The following is a 21,348-nucleotide window of genomic DNA, read 5'->3' as shown; positions in this document are numbered from 1 at the left end:
CTGCCTTAATCTTCTTCTTCATCAATAGTCAAGTCGTAGGGACTAAAGAAAAAAGCAACGATGACAAGAAGGCAAACAATTAGAAACAGTTCAGGCATCTTGGTACAGTTTTATAAATGCAAAATTGCAAGAAGCAGATTAACAAGATGTTAAGAATATATTATTTCAAGCCGAATGTTAACAAGTGGAAAAATGAAGTCACGTTGCGAAGTTTTAAAACTTCGCAAGTGTTTAAGGGAAAAGGTAAAATGGAAGATGGAGGGCGCTAAGGCTTGCCTAAACATAAAAAGCCCCTTGCTAGGCAAGAGGCTTATATTTTAGTGGACGCTGCTAATTAAGCCGCTTTCTTCTTTTTGTTGTCGGTATAAAAACCAAATCCTAAGAAAGCCAATAACAGAATAGATCCTGCCAAAGATATTTTCTCTCCGGTATAGTAAGATTTTGGTTCAAACTTGAATTCTATCTTATGGTTACCAGCAGGCAATTGAGCGGCACGCAATACGTAATCTGCCCTAAAATATGGCTTCTCAACCCCATCAACGTACATATTCCAGCCTTTGTCATAATAGATTTCGGAGAACACGGCAATGATATCCCTAGGTGCGCTAGAGCTGTATTCGATATGGTCTGGATTATAATGCTCCATTTTGATGAAGGCCGTTGGATCAGCGCCTAAACGGGTCGTATCCATCAGTTTTTTGTACTGCTCGTCAACAATTGCCTCTTGCTTAGGATCGAAGCTGCTGATGGCTTTCATCTCTTCATCGGCATTTTTAACCAATTGCACACCTTTTACAATCCATACGTTACCCAATGCGGTTGAGTTACGTTGCATTTTGTAAGAGCCATTCTGCGGGTCTTGCGTAATGAAGTATTTGGCATTCAGCATATCCAAAACATCTTGGTTTACGCTTTTGCTCAACTGATGCTCGATCAGTTCGTCATAACGTTTCAGCTTGGCGGCATGGTAACCACCAATGGTTTTATGAAACGAGGAAGTACTTGCATCTTGAAAAGTATTCACGCTTTGGTCATACACCCTAAAATTCGGGTCTTTATCAGCCGAGATAAAATTATCTACATCACGTGGCTGGAAATAATTGGTCAATGTAGATTTGCTTTCAAAGTTTTTATTGTTCAAATAACGACGGTCTACCTGCCACATGTCAATCAAAACGGCAAGCGCCAACAAACCAAAGGCAACTTGTGTATTTAGCTTTTTGGTGATGAATGCCCAGACAATACCGAAACCAATAGCGATAAACAAGAACGAGCGAATAGCATCGGCACGCGCAATGGCAATACGATCTTCTATTAACCCATTAATTATTCGATGCGCTAATTGTGCATTGTTCTGCAAGGTTTGCGTTAAAGCTTCAACAATTTGTTGGTGGTTCGAAGTTTTAAAACTAAAGAACAAGGTTGGTACAACAGCTACGATCAAAGCGAAACCTCCTGTAATAGCTGCAGACCAGGTCAGTTTTTTAATCAGTATTTTTTGGTCAAGTTTTGATTCTTGTGCTTCCTTAATAGCTAGGAAGGCCAAGATTGGCACCATCAATCCTACTACAGCCAAAATCGATTCAACAGCCCTAAACTTATTGTAAAGAGGGAAATAATTAAAGAATAAGTCTGAAATCAACGGAAAATTCTTTCCAAAAGACAAGAGCATGAACAATACCGTTACGGCTAAAGTCCACCATTTTAAGCGACTCTTTACAACAAACAAGCCAAATACAAACAAAAAGCATACAATTGCACCAAAATAATAACCCCCAGAGGTTGAAGGCTTTTCGCCCCAATATTGTTGCATATTTAATTGTCCCGCCAATTGCTGGATAGCTTGTGTAGTTTGTGTCGGATCGCCACCGGTTACCTCGGCAATTGCCTTGTACATGTGACTTTCAGGTTTAATCAGCTCATCGATGCTTGTAGCTCCACCGTATAAATCCGGAATCAAGAAAGTAAAACTTTCGCCTACACCTTGACTCCACCCATACGCATATTCTTTAGACATGCCCGCATCTTTGCTGGTATTTGCACTGGTCAAGTTAGACTTGCCACGATTGGTTTCTTTGGCATATTCTGAGGTAGTCCACAACAAGCTTGCATTTACCATTACCGCTAAAATTACGGCAACGCTTAAAAAGCCAATCGCCTTGCCCAAAGCAGGCAGGGTTTTGTTTTTATAGGCTTGGTAAATTTCGATACCCATAAAAATAAGGACGGCCAGCAAAAGATAATAGGTCATCTGCACGTGATTCGCCCTGATTTCTAAAGCCAAGAACAAAGCAGTTAAGCTGCCACCCAGCCAATATTTGCCACGCATGGTGAGCAAGATACTTGCTATGATAGGCGCAAAAAAGCCAATAGCCAAGGCCTTGTTGCTATGGCCTGTTGCAATGAGCACAAAATTATAGGTGGTAAAAGCAAAGGCGATGGCTCCCGCCGCCGCCAGCCATGGATTTATTTTTAAGGTAATAAACAAGAAATAAGCACCTACCAATAACAACAATACCGTTCCAACTGGAGTTGGCAGTGCCTTGGTAACTAGCGCAATACCATAAGTAGCGCCATTGTAGGCATAAGGAACCCAAATCTGATAGGCAGGCATCCCGCCAAACATTTGGTTGGTCCAAAGAGGCGCCTTGCCATCTTTTTCCTTATACTCCATAATCTCTTTCTGCATTCCTTTTGCTTGGACTACATCGCTCTGGATAGGAACTTTCCCCTGCATAACAGGACTGAAGTACACGAAACAAATAACTACAAAAACTGCAATGATGGCCAAATGCGTGCCATTCTGTTTAAACCAATTGTTCATTAAGGCTTTAATTTATAATTTAACTCAGCCCAAAAATAGAAAATTGATGCAGATTAAAAAGTAAAAAGTTTAGGGATTGTTTGAAGGGATGGCATTGAACCTTGTGACCCACATAGAAACACAAGGGAATATATGGAATATGGTTTCTATTTATTGTTTGGCTTATTTAGCCAAAACCTGATGACTAAAACCCGATTATTGATAACTGGACAATGATCTAATTTTCAATAATATTTGAAAGTTCAGAAAATTATTCTATATTTGATCAGCGAATTAATTGAAGGTCGAAACAAAATCCATTCTAAAGCCATAAAAGGCTTGTTTTTTGATTACAATCTTTCAATTTTTTCTGAAACTTAAAAATAAAACGATGAAAACCTTAGCCAACCACCTCATCCTATACGACGCCGAATGTCCAATGTGCAATATTTACACCAAAGCATTTATCAGTACTAAAATGCTCGATCAAAACGGCAGGGAAGCTTATCAAAACATGCCTGCTGCAATCTGCCCTCTGGTTGATCAAAAAAGAGCTGTTAACGAAATCGCATTGATCAATACCCAAACTGGAGAGGTAAGCTATGGCGTGTACAGTATTTTTAAGATTTTGGGCAATGCGATGCCGCTATTCAAGCCCTTGTTTAACAATAGGCCCTTTGGCTGGCTGATGAGCAAGGTTTATGCTTTTGTTTCTTACAATCGCAAGGTTATTATTCCTGCAAAAGCCAAGGCTAATGAATTGTTGCCAGATTTTAAGCTGCATTATAGAATTGCCTATTTGATTTTTACCTGGCTATTGACTGCCTATGTACTTACTGCCTATGCCAAAATTTTGAGTCCGATGGTGCCATTGGGTGCACCCTACCGAGAATATTTAATCTGTGGTGGACAACTAGTTTTTCAAGGCCTGATCTGTTTGTGTTATAAGCCTGAGAAATTTTGGGATTACCTAGGTAATATGATGACCATTTCTTTTGCCGGTAGCCTGTTGCTATTGCCAATGTTGCTAACGAGCAGCTTTATAAATGTGCCTACGCTAGCCTGCATCTTTTATTTCTTAGGAGTAGCAGGGCTGATGTTTTTAGAACATTTGAGGAGAAGCAGTATTTTAGGATTAGGGTATACGCTGAGTGTAAGTTGGGCTGTTTACAGATTGGCTGTTTTAGTTTGGATTTTAATTTAGTGTGATTAGATAATATGTCAGTTTTTAATCTTTTGCCTGTATCTGAATCTCTCTTGCCCTCATGCCGGGCATTGGCACTCCATTTTGAGCGACCAAAATGGAGGAAAAGTCGCCGACTGCGCCCTTTGCTTTTAAGTTTGTACTGGGGCAAGTTTTGCTCCACCGCAAAGGTCAAGGTCGGTTTTGAGTAGTTCAACGGCTTCTGCCAAGGCCTGATATGACGCATAGGCCTATATACTAGCCAAACTTGCATTTTAACAAATATGTATCATGAAAAAGTTCAATAAAATAATTCTCGCTGGTGGCAATGGCTATTTGGGTCAGGTGCTAGCTAAACATTACAGCAGCTTAGCCGAAGAGATCATTGTGCTGGCCAGGAAACCAAAAGCTAAACACGGCAATAGCAGAACAGTAGTTTGGGATGGCAAAAGCGAAGGCAGCTGGATAGCAAACCTCGAAAATGCCGATTTATTGGTCAACCTTTGTGGCAAGAACGTCAATTGTAGGTACACTGCCAAAAACCAGCAAGAAATCATCAATTCAAGGGTTATTCCTACCCGTTTGTTGAATCGGGTGGTTGAACGCTTAGAAAATCCGCCAAAAGTTTGGATCAATATCACCTCTGCCACGATTTATCGTCATGCCGAAGATCATGCTCAAGATGAGGTCAATGGAGAAATAGGCTATGGCTTTTCTATTGAAGTTTGCAAACAATGGGAAGCCAGCTTCTTTGAAACTCCTACCCCGCGCACCCGAAAAGTGGCCTTGAGAATGGGCATCGTTTTTGGCAACGGCGATGGCGCTTTTCCAAGGTTGCTGAACCTCGCTAAGTTTGGTTTAGGTGGCAAACAAGGCAATGGCCGACAATACGTAAGCTGGATCCATGAACAAGATGCGGCCTTAAGCACCCAATGGATTTTAACTCACGACGATATTCAAGGCGTGGTGAATTGTACTGCTCCAAATCCGGTTCAAAATCATGAGCTAATGATGCAGCTCCGCAAAAGCTATGGCATTGGTTTTGGCCTGCCATGCCCTACATGGATGTTAACCATGGGCGCTTGGCTCATAGGCACTGAAACAGAACTGATCTTGAAAAGCAGATGGGTTACACCAAAGCTATTATTAGAAAGTGGCTTTAAGTTTCAATATCCAACAGTTGATATAGCGGTAAGGGATTTGGTTGCGCTTCGGGTTTGATTATTTACTCGTCATCTTTAGCACTGTCGAGATAGATGCTTCGCCTTGCTCTGCATGACAAATCGATTTTGGATTTCAATTAGAAATAACTTCTATTCTTTACGAAACTTTCTGCGCTCTGTGGGTAAACTGAAACTGCAAACCGAAACTGTTAACTGAGCACTGCTAGCCGAACTCTACTTCACTTCTTCAAAATCAACAAAATCGCCAAGCTTATCGGCATTGCCCTTCTTGTCTTTTTTGTTAGGCATGTAATCAATACTGATAGAGCCTTCTGGCTTTCTTGATCTTGGTTGCTGTTGTTGGCCATAATCGCCTTGGCCTGGCATAGTTCCGAATGCTTTTCTCACCATCACAGGGAATATCATTCGTACCAAAACACGAATAACCCAAAGGATGAGGATTGCTATAAAGAGGAATTTTAAAAAACCCATTTTGTAAATGCTAAATTCAAAAATAAAAAGTCAATAATGTATTAACCTTTCAACACAAATATAGACGAGCAAAGTAATTTTTTGTTACTTTTTAAAAAGATCGTTACACTTTAATTACAATTTAGGCCAATAATTGTTTGTGAATTATAGGCATAATGTATCGTCTAAACCACCTATTCTTCAACAATCTCGACTACCCTGCCTATCTGTCCGTCTTCTAGTCTCACTTTTATCCCTCTCGAGTGAAATGTGGCAGAAGTCAATAAATTTTTGACAACTCCATAAGTAACCGTCCCACTGCGCTGGTCCTTTTTTAGGATGATCCCTACCTCCAAACCTGGATAAATGTCTTTTCTGTTTTGTCCTTGCATGCCGAAAAATTAGTTCATTGGTCCATTCGTTTACTCGTAGAATGGACCTTTCAAAATTAGGCTTAGTAGCTTAAACTCGCAAATTCTTTATCAAGGCAACTTATTGAGGTCAATGTCAGGCTTTTTGTTGGTTTTCTTTCTGATGAGCATGGTTTTATAGGGCGTAAAATTATTGAAGAAACCATCTATCTTCAAGTAAAAATTACCGTTCTGGTGAATGCCTCCCTGGTAATCCTTTCTATAGTTTTTGCGTCCTGTAGCGTCGATACTGAACATGGCTTTGTCTATTTCTATCCAATTGCCTTTGGTATCGCGTACCCATTGGTTGCCATAAGTACCGGTTCTGGCCACATCGCCCATGTTAGGCGAGAAGTTTTCGAGAAACGAATACAGGTGTTTGGCATAGGTTTGCGTTTGCGGACGCTGAAAGCTGGCAATTAGTTGCCATTTGTTGAGTTCAGGCGCGAAAAAATAGGCGGTATACTCGGTATAATTATCAGCTACCGGCTTTACATGCAATAAGAACTTATAGGTATTGCCGGCTTTCCACAGGTAGTTCAAATAGCTTTGTCCGCCACTGCCCTCGCCTCCAAATTCGCCTCCATGCACATTTTCTCCCTTTTTAATAAGTTTGATTTTGTGGCTATCGGGAATTTCCTTTGGATTATCCGTGGTAAAAGGGCTCCACACCGAAAACAGCACGTGGCGCTCTGTTGGCGAATTTACCTGCATGCCGAAATAGCCTTCGCCAAAGCCATTGGCCATAAAATAGCTGCCCAATTTATCTTCGCCTTCCGGGATGGTGACTTCGTTATAAAACCACTCTACATCTACATCTTTAGGCTGTTCGTAGTTCAAATGGGTTGATGGACCTCGACGTCCAAAATGGAACAAGCCATCTTCATTGCCTTTTACATAAACTACATTGCCCACGGTTGAAGTACCGCTTAAAACCAGGTTTTTGATAGCAGGAAACTCATTCCCTGTTTTGCTCAATCCTTTGATTTGGATGGCTACATAACCGGTATCTTTTATCTTCCATTCGCCTACCGCTTTGCTGGATGCATCGGCCCCATCCAATTCGATTTTCTTGCTGGTTTTATTGATAGTAAACTCTAGCGTAGATTTTCCTTCAAGCTTAACCTCACCTAAAGCAACTGTTAAACTGCCAGGCTGGCCAACCCTAAAATACACGGTAAAAATATCGGCAGGATTTGTCCAGCGCTGGATGCCATCATTGCTAATGGCGCCTCTTCTTTCTGTTTTGTTGGAGCTGTACACATTGCCTCCCAAAGGCACGCTAACTTCTTGGGCGGCTAAACTTAAACAGGCATGCACCAGCAAGCCCAATAGGATCGATTTTCTGAATGTCTTCATAATAGCAGATTGATGACTGCAATTTTAACAGAAAACTTTAACTATCAACCACTTCTATTAAAAAGTTACTCAAACGATTGTGTTGAGCATTATTATCCTGCACGTGATTCAGGTTTGCTATCGGATCGATGTCCGGCATAATGATTTGATTATTTCGAAAACCGTTCCGTGAAAACTTTTTCCAGGGCAAACATTTCGTCGCGCAAGCGGGCGGCCAACAAGAAATCCATATCTTTTGCGGCTTTCTGCATGTCTTTCCGGGTCTTGTCAATGGCTTTCTGCATTTCGGGCTTGGTCATGTACTGTACAATCGGATCGGCAGCCACACTCACTTCATCAACTTCTACATAGGCTTTTGCACGTTCGTTTCCTTCTGCCGACATGCTGAGCAACGAACCTTGCTCCATGATTTCCTTCTTGGTTTTACCCACTGTTTTTGGCGTAATTCCGTGGGCTAAGTTATAGGTTACCTGTTTTTCACGTCTGCGGTTGGTTTCATCTATGGTTCGCTCCATTGATTCGGTCATGTTATCTGCATACATGATTACACGGCCGCGATCATTACGTGCCGCACGACCAATGGTTTGGATCAACGCCCTGTCCGAACGCAAGAAACCTTCTTTATCGGCATCTAAAATGGCCACCAGGCTTACCTCCGGCAAATCCAGTCCTTCTCGCAATAGGTTAATCCCTACCAATACATCAAATTCGCCTAAACGCAAGCCTCTTAAAATCTCTACACGCTCCAAAGTCTTCACTTCTGAGTGGATATAACGGCATTTGATATTCAGCCTATCCATGTATTTGGTCAGCTCTTCGGCCATGCGCTTGGTTAACGTAGTTACCAAAACACGATCGCCCAGCTTAATAGTTTTATCAATCTCGTCAAGCAAGTCGTCTACCTGATTAATGGCCGGCCTAACCTCAATCACCGGATCTAACAATCCCGTTGGCCTGATTACCTGTTCGATCACCACCCCATCTGATTTTTGGAGTTCATAATCGGCAGGTGTGGCGCTTACGTAAATGGTTTGTGGTGCCAGACGTTCAAATTCATCAAAATTCAACGGCCTGTTATCCAGTGCAGATGGCAAACGGAAACCGTATTCTACCAACGACATTTTGCGCGAACGGTCACCACCGTACATGGCCCTGATCTGTGGCACGGTTACGTGACTTTCGTCAATTACCATCAGGTAGTCGTCTGGAAAATAATCCAACAAACAGAAAGGCCTCATCCCGGGCGAACGACCGTCAAAGAACCTCGAATAATTCTCAATTCCTGAACAATAGCCCAACTCTTTCATCATTTCGATGTCGAAGTTTACCCTTTCTTCCAATCTTTTGGCTTCCAGCAACTGCCTATCGCCCAGCAATTGGTTTTTACGTATTTCCAGTTCTTCCTGGATGCCCCAAATAGAGGAATTGAACCTATCTTTTGGGGTAACGAAAAGGTTGGCCGGATAAATGGCCATGTCTTCAAGTTTTTCCAGCGTTTTCCCCGTAACAGGGTCGATAATGGAAAGTTCTTCGATATCATCGCCAAAAAACGAAATGCGATAGGCATTGTCCAAATAAGCTGGAAATATATCAACGGTATCACCCTTTACCCTAAACGTACCCCGCTTAAAATCGTTGATGGTACGGGCATATAAAATCTCAACCAGACTATGCAAAAAAGAGTTTCTGCTAATCCGAGTTCCTACGCCAAAACGGAATACCGAGCGCGAAAAATCTTCGGGGTTTCCCATACCATAGATACAGGAAATAGATGAAACCACAATTACATCGCGCCTGCCCGACATCAATGCAGAGGTGGTACGCAAACGCAGTTTTTCAATCTCCTCGTTAATGCTCAGATCTTTCTCTATGTAAGTATTCGTGGTAGGCATGTAAGCCTCTGGCTGGTAATAATCGTAGTAAGAAACGAAGTAGTTGACTGCATTTTCAGGAAAGAACTGCTTGAACTCGCCATACAGCTGGGCCGCCAATGTTTTATTGTGGCTCAAAATTAATGTTGGCTTTTGGGTCTGCTCAATTACATTGGCCACGGTAAAGGTTTTTCCCGAACCGGTAACCCCCAACAAGGTTTGGTAATGCTCCGCAGCGTTTACGCCTTCTACCAATTGTTTAATGGCCTCTGGCTGGTCTCCAGTAGGCTTATAATCTGAGATGAGTTTGAACTTCATTGTAAGTAAAGATAACAGATAAAGGTTAAAGCAAAAAGACTAAAGACCAAAGATTGAAGAGTGATGACGTTTCAGTTAGCAGTACTCCGTTTTCAGTTCATAGTTTTCAGTTGACGGTTTTAAAGCCACAAACCACACCTCTCCCTTCCTCCATGGCCTGTGGCACACAGACCATTTCATCTTTTCAATATAAGGAAATATCCTGTGTAGCACAGGACTTGGATAAGGCTGATTAGCGGATTAGCTTATTTTGGAGCGCTTGCCTTTACTCCTATCAAAGTCAGTCCCGCTATCCGCTAAAGCCCTCATACCTCGGGGCTGCCGCTGCTATCGGGGCTATTTTACTTGTATAGGTATAAAGAAATCCGTTTGCAGTTGCCAGTTCTCGGTTAGCAGTTTTATCCTCTTCCTCCATGGCCTGTGGCACACAGACCATTTCATCAAGCCAATATATGGGAATGTCCTGTGTGGCACAGGACACGGATAGGAGTCCACAACGCTTTAAATTCTTAATCATTTAATGGTTCAAACAAAAAAGCTGTACAAATCTCTTCGTACAGCTTCTTTTATTCAGGCGTCATCCTGAACTTGTTTCAGGATCTCTCTCGAGTTGGTTATTTACTTTTCTTTTCTAACTGCATTGGGTTGGCGCCAACAGATTGGCCCCTGGCCGGAGCTGTTCCGGCACGCATTTTAAACAATTGGAATTTAGATGGCTGAGCACCCGATCCCCAAACGTTGTTGCTTTCGTCGATATCTGCGGTTTCGCGCATCGGATCTAACTTAATTGAAGCTACTTCTTTGTCATATACATAGAATTTAGAAGCTTTTTGCTCATTAAGGCGCCAGATTTGTGCCGGAATCCTGTCTAAGAATTTAGAACCGTCTTTAAAGGTAAATTCAACGATAATCGGCATGACCAAACCGCCTTTATTGGCAAAATTCAACTCATAAAAGAATTTGTTGGCATACTTGGCTTTCTCATCGGATGTAAACTCTTCCATTGGCAAACGGGCTGGCGCTGCATTTTTAGGCACTAAAGTAGTATCTACTTCTACCAAGCCTCTATCATATTTCCAGTAGAAATCTCTTGCAGCCAAATCTTTATCGGTATAGAACTTGATTTTGCTGTCTTCGCGGTTTCTGATTTTAGAAATATCCTCAAATGCATTTACGGCAGGTTTGTCTACCCTTGATCCGCCCCTATTGCCACCATTAAAGCGACCCCCGGTAGCTGGACCTCCCGAAGGATAATCTGCTTTGGCGTATCTTACGCTATCCAATGAAATATCACAGGCGTCGGTGCCATAAAACCAACCTCTCCAAAACCAATCCAAATCTTCGCCACTGGCATCTTCCATCGTTCTGAACAAATCTGCAGGCGTAGGGTGTTTAAATGCCCATCTTCTAGAGTATTCTTTAAAGGCATAATCAAAAAGCTCACGCCCCATAATGGTTTCGCGGAGAACATTTAATGCCGTAGCTGGTTTAGAATAGGCATTCGGGCCAAAGTTTACAATGTTTTCTGAGTTGGACATGATTGGTTCCAATTGGTCTTTTGGCAACTTCATGTAAGGCACAATGGTATAAGCTGGACCTTTTTTGCTTGGAAACTTATTGTCCCAAAGCTCTTCGGTCAAGTATTCTACAAAAGAGTTCAACCCTTCATCCATCCAGGTCCATTGGCGTTCGTCACTGTTCACAATCATTGGAAAGAAGTTATGGCCAACTTCATGGATCACTACACCCAGCATTCCATTTTTGGTGCTCTCGCTGTAGGTTCCGTCGGCATCGGTACGGCCGTAGTTGAAACAGATCATTGGGTATTCCATTCCATTGGCAGCTTCGATACTTTGGGCTACCGGATAAGGATAAGGGATCGTGAAATCTGAATAGGTTTTAATGGTATGGGCAACTGCTCTGGTTGAGAACTTGCTATACAAACCATAGGCCTCTTTGCCATAAAAGCTCATGCACATTACATTTTTGCCTGCAATTGGCTGTGCCATGGCGTCCCACACAAACTTGCGCGAGGCGGTCCATGCAAAATCCCGTACGTTGTTGGCTTGGAAAACCCAAGTTTTTTTAGCCTCTGATTTTTTGGCTTCTGCCGCTTTAGCCTCAGCCAAGGTAACCACCTCTACTGGCGCAGTTGTGCTTGTTTTGGCTTTGTTGTACCTGGCCAATTGGGTTGGCGTAAGTACGGCGCTGTAATTGATACACTCACCTGTACTGCCTAAAATATGATCGGCCGGAACAGTCATCTGTACCTTGAAGTCACCAAAAGTCAAGGCAAACTCGCCCCTGCCAGTAAACTGGTGGTTTTGCCAACCCTGGAAATCGCTGTATACGCACAAACGTGGGTACCACTGCGTCATGGTAAACAAATAGTTGCCGTCTTCTGGGAAGAATTCATAGCCTCCACGGCCACCACCTGCAATACGATCGGTGATTTTGTAGTTCCAATCGATATTGAAAATGTACTGCTGACCAGATTTTAAGGCCGGAATTTCAATACGCATCATGGTTTTATTGATGGTATAGTTTAGCTTCTTGCCGGTTGCATCGGTAATCTTGGCAATAGAAATGCCATAGCCATTATCAACGGGCGTAGTTGCCGTCGTCATTTTTTCCAGTTGCGTATTCGAGGTACCTGCAGGCATTCTGCTGCTGCTTTGGTAATTGGCATTGCGCAGGTTGTTGTGCTCGTTCTCATCCAGCTGGATCCAGATATAGGTCAATACATCTGGCGAATTGTTGTGGTAAGTGATGGTTTCGCTTCCCGTTAGGGTAAGTTTCTTCTCATCCAGCTCACATTTGATGTTGTAATCGGCACGTTGCTGCCAATATTTTACGCCTGGCGCCCCGCTCGCGGTTCGTTGCTCATTGGGCGTATTTAAAATGGTGCCCAATTGCTCGAACTTATTGCCGTGGTTGCTGCCAGGGTTGTTCAAAATGTTTTGGGCCGACGCTACTTGACCAATAAGCGCCATTGAAAAGAAGATTTTGTAAAATTTGTTCATTCTTCTATGAGTTTTTAAGGAATTCTTTCTATAGCCATTTGTAAAGCCAGGCTAAATACGGCTGCTGATAAAAATATGATCCACTCCCGGCGTTTCACCTTCAAAAAAGAAAGGGCAAACCAGGTAAGTGCCAAAATAATAACCACAAAAAACACCTGTCCAGCTTCCAAGCCAAGGTTAAAGCCAAAAAGGCCCCAGCCTATGTTCTGGTCTTTGGCAAGCATCATGCGCACAGAGTTGGCAAAACCCATTCCGTGGATGAGGCCGAACAACAATGCAAGATAATAATTTGTATTGACTGCCTTTGCAGAAAAATCCTTTTTAAACAGGTTGCTGAAGGCTGTAATGAAAATGGTACAGGGAATAAGGAACTCGACCCATTTGCTCGAAAACCTCACCACATCCAATACGCTCAACAAGAGGGTAAGCGAGTGGCCAATGGTAAATGCGGTAACCAAAATAAGCACCTGCTTAAGGTTTTTCGAGGTATAAACCGCTACCAATGCCAAGATAAAAAGCTGATGATCCAATGCATCGAGGCTTACAATATGCGACCAGCCCAGCTTAAAATAGAACAGGAAATCGGTTAATGGCATTAGTAGATTAGTTTATTCAAAACAGCTTGTTAACTTTGTTTCAGAATCTAATTTAGATTCTTTTTTATATTTAAACGAAACATTGTTGCAAATGAGCTTATTCTATTCAAAATTGTTACTTGTTTTGTTCTTTTTTCTTCCCGTTGGGTCGAAAAACAGCAACAAACATCCTTTGCATGTGAGCACTACAGAGATCAGCTTCAATGCAAAAGACAAAAGCTTAGAAGTAACCTGTCGCATTTTTACCGACGATTTTGAGAACGCATTGGCTCAGCAATTCAAAGCCAAAACAGACCTGTCTAAACCAGCCCTACACAAAGCCATGGATGCGCTGATCAAAAAATACATGGACCGCAACCTGCAATACATCCTCAATGGGAAAGCAATTAAAGCCACCTATGTGGGCTTTGAGAAAGACAACGAGGCGACAAATGTGTATTTGGAGATCGATAACGTAAGCACCTTAAATACCTTAACCATCAACAACAGCATTTTATACGACCTATTCGACGACCAGATGAGCATTCTCCATGTGGAGAAAGGGGGCATCAGGAAAAGTACGCGCACTAATTATCCCAACAGGGAGCTGAGTGTAAGTTTTTAGCCAATAGACCATGGGCCATTGACTATCGACTATCATCCAATCTTAGTTGTTAATCAAATCATCATTATTTACTCCTTTTTTCTTAGTCAGGTTTTCTTTCAGCTTGCCGAAATTATAGGTAAAGCCCACGTAAACTACCCGATAAGGTATTGTTGTAGTTGATCTTGTCCTAAAATTGGCATCTTCGGTATAAGAACTATTGGTGAACGTTTTATTGAAAAACCGATTGAAGTTGATGGAGGTGGTCAGTTTTTTATTGAATAGCTCTGCTCCAATATTCACTTGATAATAAGGAAAGGTATTCGCAGTATTGATTAAACTATAAGCCAACCTGCTAATGCCACCATTGCCACTGATGAAAAACGACTTATAGATCATGTAGGAGAAAAATGCATCGGCTTGTCCGCTAAAACCTTCTTCATGCTGTGTTGGCATTACAGTATTTTCGATCTTGTTGTAGCGAAGTGTTCCGCCGAGGCCACCCCTAAACTTTTTGAAACTGGTAAAATAAGTAAACCCAGCGCTTGCTTCCCTATTTTTTCCCAAATTTCCGTACTGCGTTGTACTCACGCCATTTGCCTCATTGAATGTGGTGTATTGCACAATCATATTTCCCGTATAAGATGCACCGAAGTTAAGAGTGATAAAAGTAGACCCAAACGACAAGCGGTTCTGAAAAGACAGGGTATGGATAGTCTGTGCGCCCAATTCAGGATTACCAAAAGAGAGATTTAACGGATCGTTGTTGTTTACAAAGGGATTGAGTGTATTAATGTAGGGGCGTTGCAGGCGTTTGGTATAGCCCAACACAATCGTATAGTCCTTGCCCAGTTTGGTATTCATCGAAAAATCTGGAATTAGGGAAGTATAGCTTTGCTTTACCTTGGTGTTGGAACTGAAAAAGTTGCCATCTACGGTTGTATGCTCTACACGAACACCTGTCCTGAAGTTCAGCTTGTTTAGGCTAAACAATAGGGAGCCATAGCCACTATACACCTGTTGCTTGTAGGCAAAGCTGTTCGAATTGGAATAATCGGGTTCAAAAGGTTCGTTTTCATTGGTTCGGCTCAAGCTTTGGTAATCGGCATCGGCATCTCTAAAAATAAATTTTGCACCTGTCTCTAATTTCGTCAATTTGGTAAAGGGCTCTGTGTAGTCTGTTTGTATGGTATATTCCCTGTTTTTAGAATAACTGTCGTTTTGTCTAAACAAATTGCCATTTGCAGTAGCCATCAAGCTGGTATTAAGACCATCGTTTTTGCTAAACTGGCCGTTAAGCCTAAAGCTAAGCTCCCGATCGGTATTGCCTTTAAATTTCTTGATGAAATCACTGCCTACCCCAAATGTTGGAGTATTGTTTTTTACATTTTGCGTAAAAAGATCGTATTGCGAAGCAGCATTGGCAAAATCGGTAGTAATATTTTGGTCAAACCTGCTTTTGTTGTTGCCTCCGCCAACGTTGGCATAAGCCACTATGGTTTGTAGGGTATCAATGTTATAGCTCATCTCGAGGTTTCCATTATTGGAAAAACGATTGGTCAAGCGTTCCCCATCCAAATACCTTCTTTGATAGAAAGCCGATTGAAGGGGCAGTGTCTCGCTGGTGACCCCTGCTTTGTTATTGTAGCTGCCACTTAAAAAGTAAGTGCCTGTAATGGCAAACTTGCCTGAACGTAAGCTTAGGTTTGTACCGCTTTGGTAATTGATGTTCGAGTAATAGGCGCTTAAAAACCCGTTATAGCCCACAATGCCTTTCTTGGTAATGATGTTGATCAAACCGCCAATCCCTTCGGCGTCGTATTTGGCAGAAGGAGCCGTAATCACTTCAATCTTCGAAACGACTACTCCGGGGAAACCGCGTAGCGCATCCTTGGTGTTCTGGGCAAACATGGCGGTTTCTCGTCCGTTGAGCAATACCTTGTAGTTGGCTTGTCCGTTCAGTTGTACATTGCCCTCTCCATCAACGCTCAACATGGGCACTTTCCTCAAAATTTCCGTCAGGTTTTGGCCTTGTGCCGAAGGGTCTTGCTCTACATTGTAAACCAATTTATCCCTGTCTTGCGAAATCAACGATTTTTGGCCCGTTATCACCACCTGTTTCAGCTGATTAGACATTGGCTTCAGCGTAAACGCCCCAACGTCTGCCGGCATTCCCTGCACAACTTTCAGCTTTTGTGCGTACTTGGCATATCCAAATAAATTGAAGGAAAGCACATAAGTGCCCGTATCTGCATGAAGGATAAACCGGCCAGTAGAATCAGACAGCACACTGGCAATTACAGCTTTTGTAGAATCGTTTTTCAAAAGACTAATGGCTACAAAAGGCAATGGTTCTTGGTTCGTGCTGTCTTTAACCAATCCCTGAAGCTTTACTTTTTCTTGTGCCTTAGCCATTGAAACAGAAAAAGAGAAAACAGCCATAAATACGAATAATTTCGTAGTTAAGCGATGCAGCGGTCTAATTTTTGATTTTTTCATCCGTCTATAGTTTGTTTTTCAATTGTGATGAAGCGCCCATGATTTTTAGGTTACCCCTCTGTGGTTTTGAAAAACCATGATGGCTTCATCAGATTTTGTTTGGTTTTATTTCTTCCTTCAATAGACGCCTTTTGTCGAAAAATGCGGCAGTGTTAAAATCTACAAAGGATAAAGCGAAAGTAATACTAATTTATTAATAACAAAACTAATCGATTAGTATTTACCAAATAAGAAATCACAAAATATGCCTTCTTCATAGAAAAAACGAACAACAAGTTGGCCTTCTGTGTTGATTCTAAAGGCTTTTTCAGAAATTTGCTTCTCAGCAAAAGCTGATTTTTCCAAGAAGAAAAAAAATGAAAAATCATGGTTTTCAGGGAGGAGCTTTTTATCGGATACGACTGGCTAGTTTAAGCATTTTGCGAAATTTATTTGTTTAATCACAGGCTCATTGTTTCTTTAAGTTCTTATCTTACCATTTATAATCCCCCACTATGCAACTTCTGATTTACTGTCCAAAGGTTACACCTCGCATTAAGTACATATTTAATTTCATTTTTAGAGAAGTTTTAGCCTGCGACTATGAATTTACAGGTATTGCGGATTATTTTACGGGAAGCGCTCAGCCCAAAATGAGCTATGCAGAAAGTCCTTTAACAGATGAGCTTTTCTTTTGTGCCTCGCCGCTGCTGGTTCAGCATAACATTATTCCTGTAAACATCGAATTTGCCGAATTTGGTGACCAACAGGTACCTTTTGCCGTAGAGAATAGCGTTTTGCCTTTTGATCCTTTTGCGGCATCTTTTTATTTTTTGAGCCGCTATGAAGAGTATTTACCATTTGAAGCCGATGAACATAATCGTTTCCGAGCCGAACTGAGTCTGCAATATAAGCTTGGCCTCTTGGCTGTTCCCGTAATTGATGCCTGGGCGCTGATCTTAAAAAATATCTTGCTTAAAGCCTTTCCGGCACTCGTTTTTGCCAAGAGAAAGTTCAAATTTGTGCCCACTATCGATATTGATCGCGCCTATCATTTCCGTTCCAGTGGCCTGCTCAAAAATACAATCCGTTTTTTCAAGGCAGCCAGACAACTGAAAACCGAAAAGATGCTAGCAATCATTAAAACCGGCATCGGCAACAATGATCCCTTCGATACGTATGACTACCTGAAGCAAATCCATTCGGCACATGGGCTAATTCCGATTTTCTTCTTTTTGCTGGCCAAGCAGGGCAATGAAGCCTTCGACAACAACATCGATCCTAACGATGAAATTTTCAAAAGCCTCATCTTCGAAACGTCGCAATATGCCAACATTGGCCTCCATCCTTCTTATGCTTCCAACATAGAAACGGCAAAAATTGCTCAGGAATTGCAAAATTTGGAAGAAATCAGCGAACAAAGAATTGATTCTTCGCGCCAACATTTTTTAAAACTGCACCTGCCCCAAACGTACCTGCAGCTGATCAAAGCTGGCATTAACCACGATTATTCGATGGGCTACCCTTCGCAGGTGGGCTTTAGGGCTGGTACTTGTACCCCGTTCTTTTGGTACGATCTGCAACTGGAAAAACAAACGCACCTTAAAATCCATCCTTTTGTAGCCATGGATGTGACCCTGCAACAGTATTTAAAACTAGATCCGCAACAGGCCATGGCTAAAATAGACGAACTCATTGCCAATGTAAGATTGGTCGACGGCACTTTTTCGAGCTTGTGGCATAACGAATCACTTTCTGAAGCCAGGCCATGGAAAGGCTGGAAGGCTGTTTATGAGCATTTGTTGGAAAATGCGGGCAGCGATTAAGTTGGAAAAAGCAAAATGGAAAACGGAGCTTAACCACGAAGAACACAAAGTTTAGAGTCAATAATTCATAGTGAAGCCCAGAAAACTCAGTCAACATCACTACTGTTCTTCCTTCCTCAGCGGTTAAACCTTGCTAACACTTGCCTGAATGGCCATAATTTGATATATTTACTGTATGATCTTCGACCTTAGCAAAACCAATTCTATTGCCAATACCTTTATTGCAGAACTCAGAGATGAGCAAATTCAAAAGGATTCGATGCGTTTTCGGAAAAATTTGGAGCGTTTAGGTGCATTTTTTGCCTATGAGATCAGCAAAACCCTAAGCTATCAGGAAATACAGACCCAAACCCCGTTGGGCATAGCGAAAAGCATGGTTTTAGATCAACAACCCGTTTTGGCTACCATTTTAAGGGCCGGACTTCCGATGCAACAAGGCTTGTTGAGTGTTTTCGACCGTGCAGATTGTGCATTTATTACCGCTTACCGCAAAACCAAGAAAAGTGGCGATTTTGTGATCCAAATGGAACATATTTCTGCTCCAGATCTGGACGGAAAAACAGTGGTTTTAGCCGATCCGATGTTGGCTACCGGGCTGAGCATGGTGCTTTGTGCCAAGGAGTTGATTAATCGATATCAAATCAAAAAGCTACACATTATTGCCGCTATTGCAAGCACCGAAGGCATTAAGCATGTTCGCGCCAATTTGCCAAAGGCCGATTTATGGATTGGTGCCATAGACGAAGAAATGACCAGCAAATCTTATATTGTCCCTGGTTTGGGCGATGCCGGAGATTTGGCCTATGGTATTAAAAGTTAGCCTGGATTCATCAGTCCGGAGTCAAGAGTCTAGCCGTGACAAACAAATTTCTGCCTTTGCTATAAACCATTAGCGCAATTCGCCTACCTTTGGCTTTAGGGTTTCGGCCCTCAATTAGCAAACATGATCAAGCATATTTTCTTCGACCTCGACCATACCATTTGGGATTTTGACCGCAATGCTCAAGAAACCCTGTTGGAACTTTACGAGGCCTATCAGCTTCAGGCATTAGGGCTTCATTCGGCACAGGCTTTTATAGATCGCTATACAGAAAACAACCACCGGCTTTGGGCGCAGTATCACCTTGGGCAGATTACCAAGGAAACCTTACGCGAAGAACGTTTTAGGTCTACCTTCTTAGAATTAGGCGTTAAGCCCGACGAGGTACCTCATCAATTTGAAGACGACTATGTAAAAATAAGTCCAACCAAGACCAATCTCTTTGATGGTGCCAACAAGGTTCTGGCCTACCTGCAGCAGAAATACCAATTGCATATCATCTCTAATGGCTTTAAGGAAACTACCTTAACCAAAATGGAGCTTTCTGGCTTAAATCCTTACTTTACACGGGTAATTATTTCCGAAGATGTGGGTGTAAACAAACCCGATAAGGCTATTTTTGAGCATGCTTTGCAACAGGCTGGCGCAAGTAAAGCAGAAAGCATCATGATTGGCGATAGTTTAGAGGCCGACATCCGCGGTGCGCAGGCGTTTGGCCTGAAGGCTATATTCTTTAATCCGCTAAAAATAAACAGGCCTGCAGACGTTGAATGGGAGATTTTTCACCTGGAAGAGCTGCTCGATCACTTTTAACATTTCTTAACAGTTTTCGGTTGAATATTTGAACTGGCTAAGTACACACAAATCAAACCATTAAACCAAATGAAAGAGTTCATCCTATTAGGCTTGGCACTGCTCGGTGCACACCTTACTTTTGCCCAAAGCAACCGCAACAAAGCCGAAGTTTTTATCCAAATTGAAGACAGAGGCGCTTTCACCACTTATCTCGACAACGAGTTTGTAGGTTCTAGCAATGGCCGATTTAGATTTTATGATGTATACAATACTTCGCCCAACCTGGTCATTTTACAGGGCAACAAAAGGATTTACAGCGAACGGATCAATGTAAGTCCAGATCAGCGCACGGTTTTTACCTATTCTATCCGTCGTGGTTTAAGGTTGAGCAAAGAATTGGACCTGTACCAAAACAGGCAATATGCCTTGGATGATTTTGACGAGTATATCGAACCATCCAATATCGGCCCCGTACCTCCCGTTAGGCCTGGCAGACCCAGCATAGGCGATTTCGAAAACCTTAAAACCATGGTCAAAAAAGAAGCGTTTGACGATTCGAAAATCAACATCATCCTTATCTATGCGGCCAACAACAGGCTATATACTGATCAGGTGGCTACTTTGCTTCAAGGTTTTTCTATGGACGACAAAAAGCTGAGCCTGGCCAAGAGCTTATGGCCATCAATTGGCGATCCGCAACAATACCTCTCTTTGGCCAGTTCGTTTACTTTTATGAGCACCAAAGACGAATTCTTAAATTTCATTAAAAATAATCCTTCTTCGCGCCCAATAAGAGGCATGAATGCCGTGGCCTTTGAGCAGTTAAGAAATCAGTTTAAAAAAGAAAGCTTCGACGATGATAAAACCAAGCTGTTACAGGTCACCTTTCAAAGCTCGGCCCTGAATACTGTACAACTATCGGAACTGCTCAAGCTTTACGCTTTTGAAGACAAAGCCCTTGCCTGTGCCAAGCTGGCTTATCCTTATATTACAGATCCGCAACGCTATTTTACCTTAAAAGACGTTTTTAACTTTAGAAGTAACCAGGATGCCCTTTTGAGTTTTCTTGGACAACAGAAATAAAGTTAACTTAGCATATGAACATAGCCAAGGTGTACAGTTCCATCACCCAAATTGTAAATGCCTACCGGCAAAAGCTAAATACATTTAAGGAAGATGAATTTCAGCTCATGCCACCTATAGGCGGATGGAGTTACAGCGAGGTGTATTCGCATATATTTGATGCCAGCCTGCTTTCTTCAATGGCCTTGAACAACTGTATCAGAAACGAAGGCGAAGACAAACCTACTATTCTTGGCGTAAAATTGGTTTTGTTTTTCGGACAATTGCCTCCTGGCAAAAAATATAAGGTGCCTAAGCGCATGGCCGATCGGGTAAAGAAAATTACGCTGGCCAATGCGCAACAGTTCATTACCGATTTTGAGCTGCAGCTGGCGAAGCTCTATCCACAAGTGGGCAATGCCAATCCCAAAAGCAAGATTAAACACCCTCGCATGGGCTATTTAAATGCCGAACAATGGCTGAGGTTTATCGAAATACACCTCAACCACCATTTAAAGCAATTAAGGCGCATTGAGCACAGCTTTTTGCAATAGGGATAATGAAGATAGCCCAAATATTTTTACATC

General features: G+C 42.2%; 16 protein-coding genes. 8 read left to right on the top strand and 8 right to left on the bottom strand.

The features are described 5' to 3' along the window. Positions 1-334: 334 nt before the first annotated feature. Positions 335-2,824 (bottom strand): hypothetical protein, encoded by a 2,490-nt coding sequence (locus AC570H_RS19840; RefSeq protein WP_497358145.1) that lies wholly within the window; start codon positions 2,822-2,824, stop codon positions 335-337. Between the two features lie 370 nt (positions 2,825-3,194). Between AC570H_RS19840 and AC570H_RS19835 the strand changes: the two genes are divergently transcribed. Both AC570H_RS19835 and AC570H_RS19830 read left to right on the top strand, forming a co-directional pair. Next, entirely contained in the window at positions 3,195-4,007 is an 813-nt protein-coding gene (locus tag AC570H_RS19835; protein WP_497358143.1) for a thiol-disulfide oxidoreductase DCC family protein, read from the top strand. 270 nt (positions 4,008-4,277) lie between these two features. Then, positions 4,278-5,207 (top strand): TIGR01777 family oxidoreductase, encoded by a 930-nt coding sequence (locus AC570H_RS19830; protein ID WP_497358141.1) that lies wholly within the window; start codon positions 4,278-4,280, stop codon positions 5,205-5,207. 176 nt (positions 5,208-5,383) lie between these two features. Here the strand turns inward: AC570H_RS19830 and AC570H_RS19825 are convergent, their stop codons facing one another. From AC570H_RS19825 to AC570H_RS19800, 6 genes are all read right to left on the bottom strand, one after another. Further along, positions 5,384-5,641, bottom strand: coding sequence for a DUF4834 family protein (locus AC570H_RS19825; RefSeq protein ID WP_497358140.1), 258 nt, complete (start codon positions 5,639-5,641; stop codon positions 5,384-5,386). Between the two features lie 173 nt (positions 5,642-5,814). After that, the gene (locus AC570H_RS19820) at positions 5,815-6,012 is read right to left on the bottom strand and encodes a YwbE family protein (protein WP_497358138.1); all 198 of its coding nucleotides are present in this window, start codon (positions 6,010-6,012) and stop codon (positions 5,815-5,817) included. A 90-nt stretch (positions 6,013-6,102) separates the two neighbouring features. Then, positions 6,103-7,389: a DUF3472 domain-containing protein gene (locus AC570H_RS19815; RefSeq protein ID WP_497358136.1), complete on the bottom strand. Its 1,287-nt coding sequence runs from the start codon at positions 7,387-7,389 to the stop codon at positions 6,103-6,105. 149 nt (positions 7,390-7,538) lie between these two features. Then, positions 7,539-9,578, bottom strand: coding sequence for an excinuclease ABC subunit UvrB (gene uvrB / locus AC570H_RS19810; RefSeq protein ID WP_497358134.1), 2,040 nt, complete (start codon positions 9,576-9,578; stop codon positions 7,539-7,541). A gap of 614 nt (positions 9,579-10,192) precedes the next feature. Next, positions 10,193-12,601: a M1 family metallopeptidase gene (locus tag AC570H_RS19805; protein WP_497358132.1), complete on the bottom strand. Its 2,409-nt coding sequence runs from the start codon at positions 12,599-12,601 to the stop codon at positions 10,193-10,195. A 14-nt stretch (positions 12,602-12,615) separates the two neighbouring features. Continuing rightward, positions 12,616-13,197 (bottom strand): HupE/UreJ family protein, encoded by a 582-nt coding sequence (locus AC570H_RS19800; protein WP_497358130.1) that lies wholly within the window; start codon positions 13,195-13,197, stop codon positions 12,616-12,618. Between the two features lie 91 nt (positions 13,198-13,288). Here AC570H_RS19800 and AC570H_RS19795 point away from each other — a divergent pair, with 91 nt between their 5' ends. Then, positions 13,289-13,801, top strand: coding sequence for a DUF6702 family protein (locus AC570H_RS19795; protein WP_497358126.1), 513 nt, complete (start codon positions 13,289-13,291; stop codon positions 13,799-13,801). Between the two features lie 42 nt (positions 13,802-13,843). On the opposite strand, the gene AC570H_RS19790 is transcribed toward AC570H_RS19795, so the two are convergent. Next, entirely contained in the window at positions 13,844-16,279 is a 2,436-nt protein-coding gene (locus tag AC570H_RS19790) for a TonB-dependent receptor (protein ID WP_497358120.1), read from the bottom strand. A gap of 494 nt (positions 16,280-16,773) precedes the next feature. On the opposite strand from AC570H_RS19790, the gene AC570H_RS19785 reads away from it, so the two are divergent. The 5 genes from AC570H_RS19785 to AC570H_RS19765 all read left to right on the top strand — a co-directional run bounded on the left by AC570H_RS19785 (position 16,774) and on the right by AC570H_RS19765 (position 21,315). Continuing rightward, positions 16,774-18,084 carry a polysaccharide deacetylase family protein gene (locus tag AC570H_RS19785; RefSeq protein ID WP_497358116.1) on the top strand — a complete coding sequence of 437 codons (1,311 nt, stop codon included), beginning with the start codon at positions 16,774-16,776 and terminating at the stop codon, positions 18,082-18,084. Positions 18,085-18,259: 175 nt separating this feature from the next. Next, entirely contained in the window at positions 18,260-18,904 is a 645-nt protein-coding gene (upp, locus tag AC570H_RS19780; protein ID WP_497358112.1) for a uracil phosphoribosyltransferase, read from the top strand. Between the two features lie 123 nt (positions 18,905-19,027). Then, complete coding sequence (locus tag AC570H_RS19775; protein ID WP_497358110.1) at positions 19,028-19,717, top strand: YjjG family noncanonical pyrimidine nucleotidase; 690 nt, start codon at positions 19,028-19,030, stop codon at positions 19,715-19,717. A 69-nt stretch (positions 19,718-19,786) separates the two neighbouring features. Further along, complete coding sequence (locus tag AC570H_RS19770; RefSeq protein WP_497358108.1) at positions 19,787-20,782, top strand: proline and serine-rich protein 1 family protein; 996 nt, start codon at positions 19,787-19,789, stop codon at positions 20,780-20,782. 14 nt (positions 20,783-20,796) lie between these two features. Next, positions 20,797-21,315, top strand: coding sequence for a DinB family protein (locus tag AC570H_RS19765; protein WP_497358106.1), 519 nt, complete (start codon positions 20,797-20,799; stop codon positions 21,313-21,315). Positions 21,316-21,348 lie beyond the last annotated feature (33 nt).

Source organism: Pedobacter sp. B4419 (assembly GCF_059693725.1).
The sequence above is the reverse complement of the archived record's forward strand: the minus strand, read 5'-3'. Positions and strand labels throughout refer to the sequence as shown.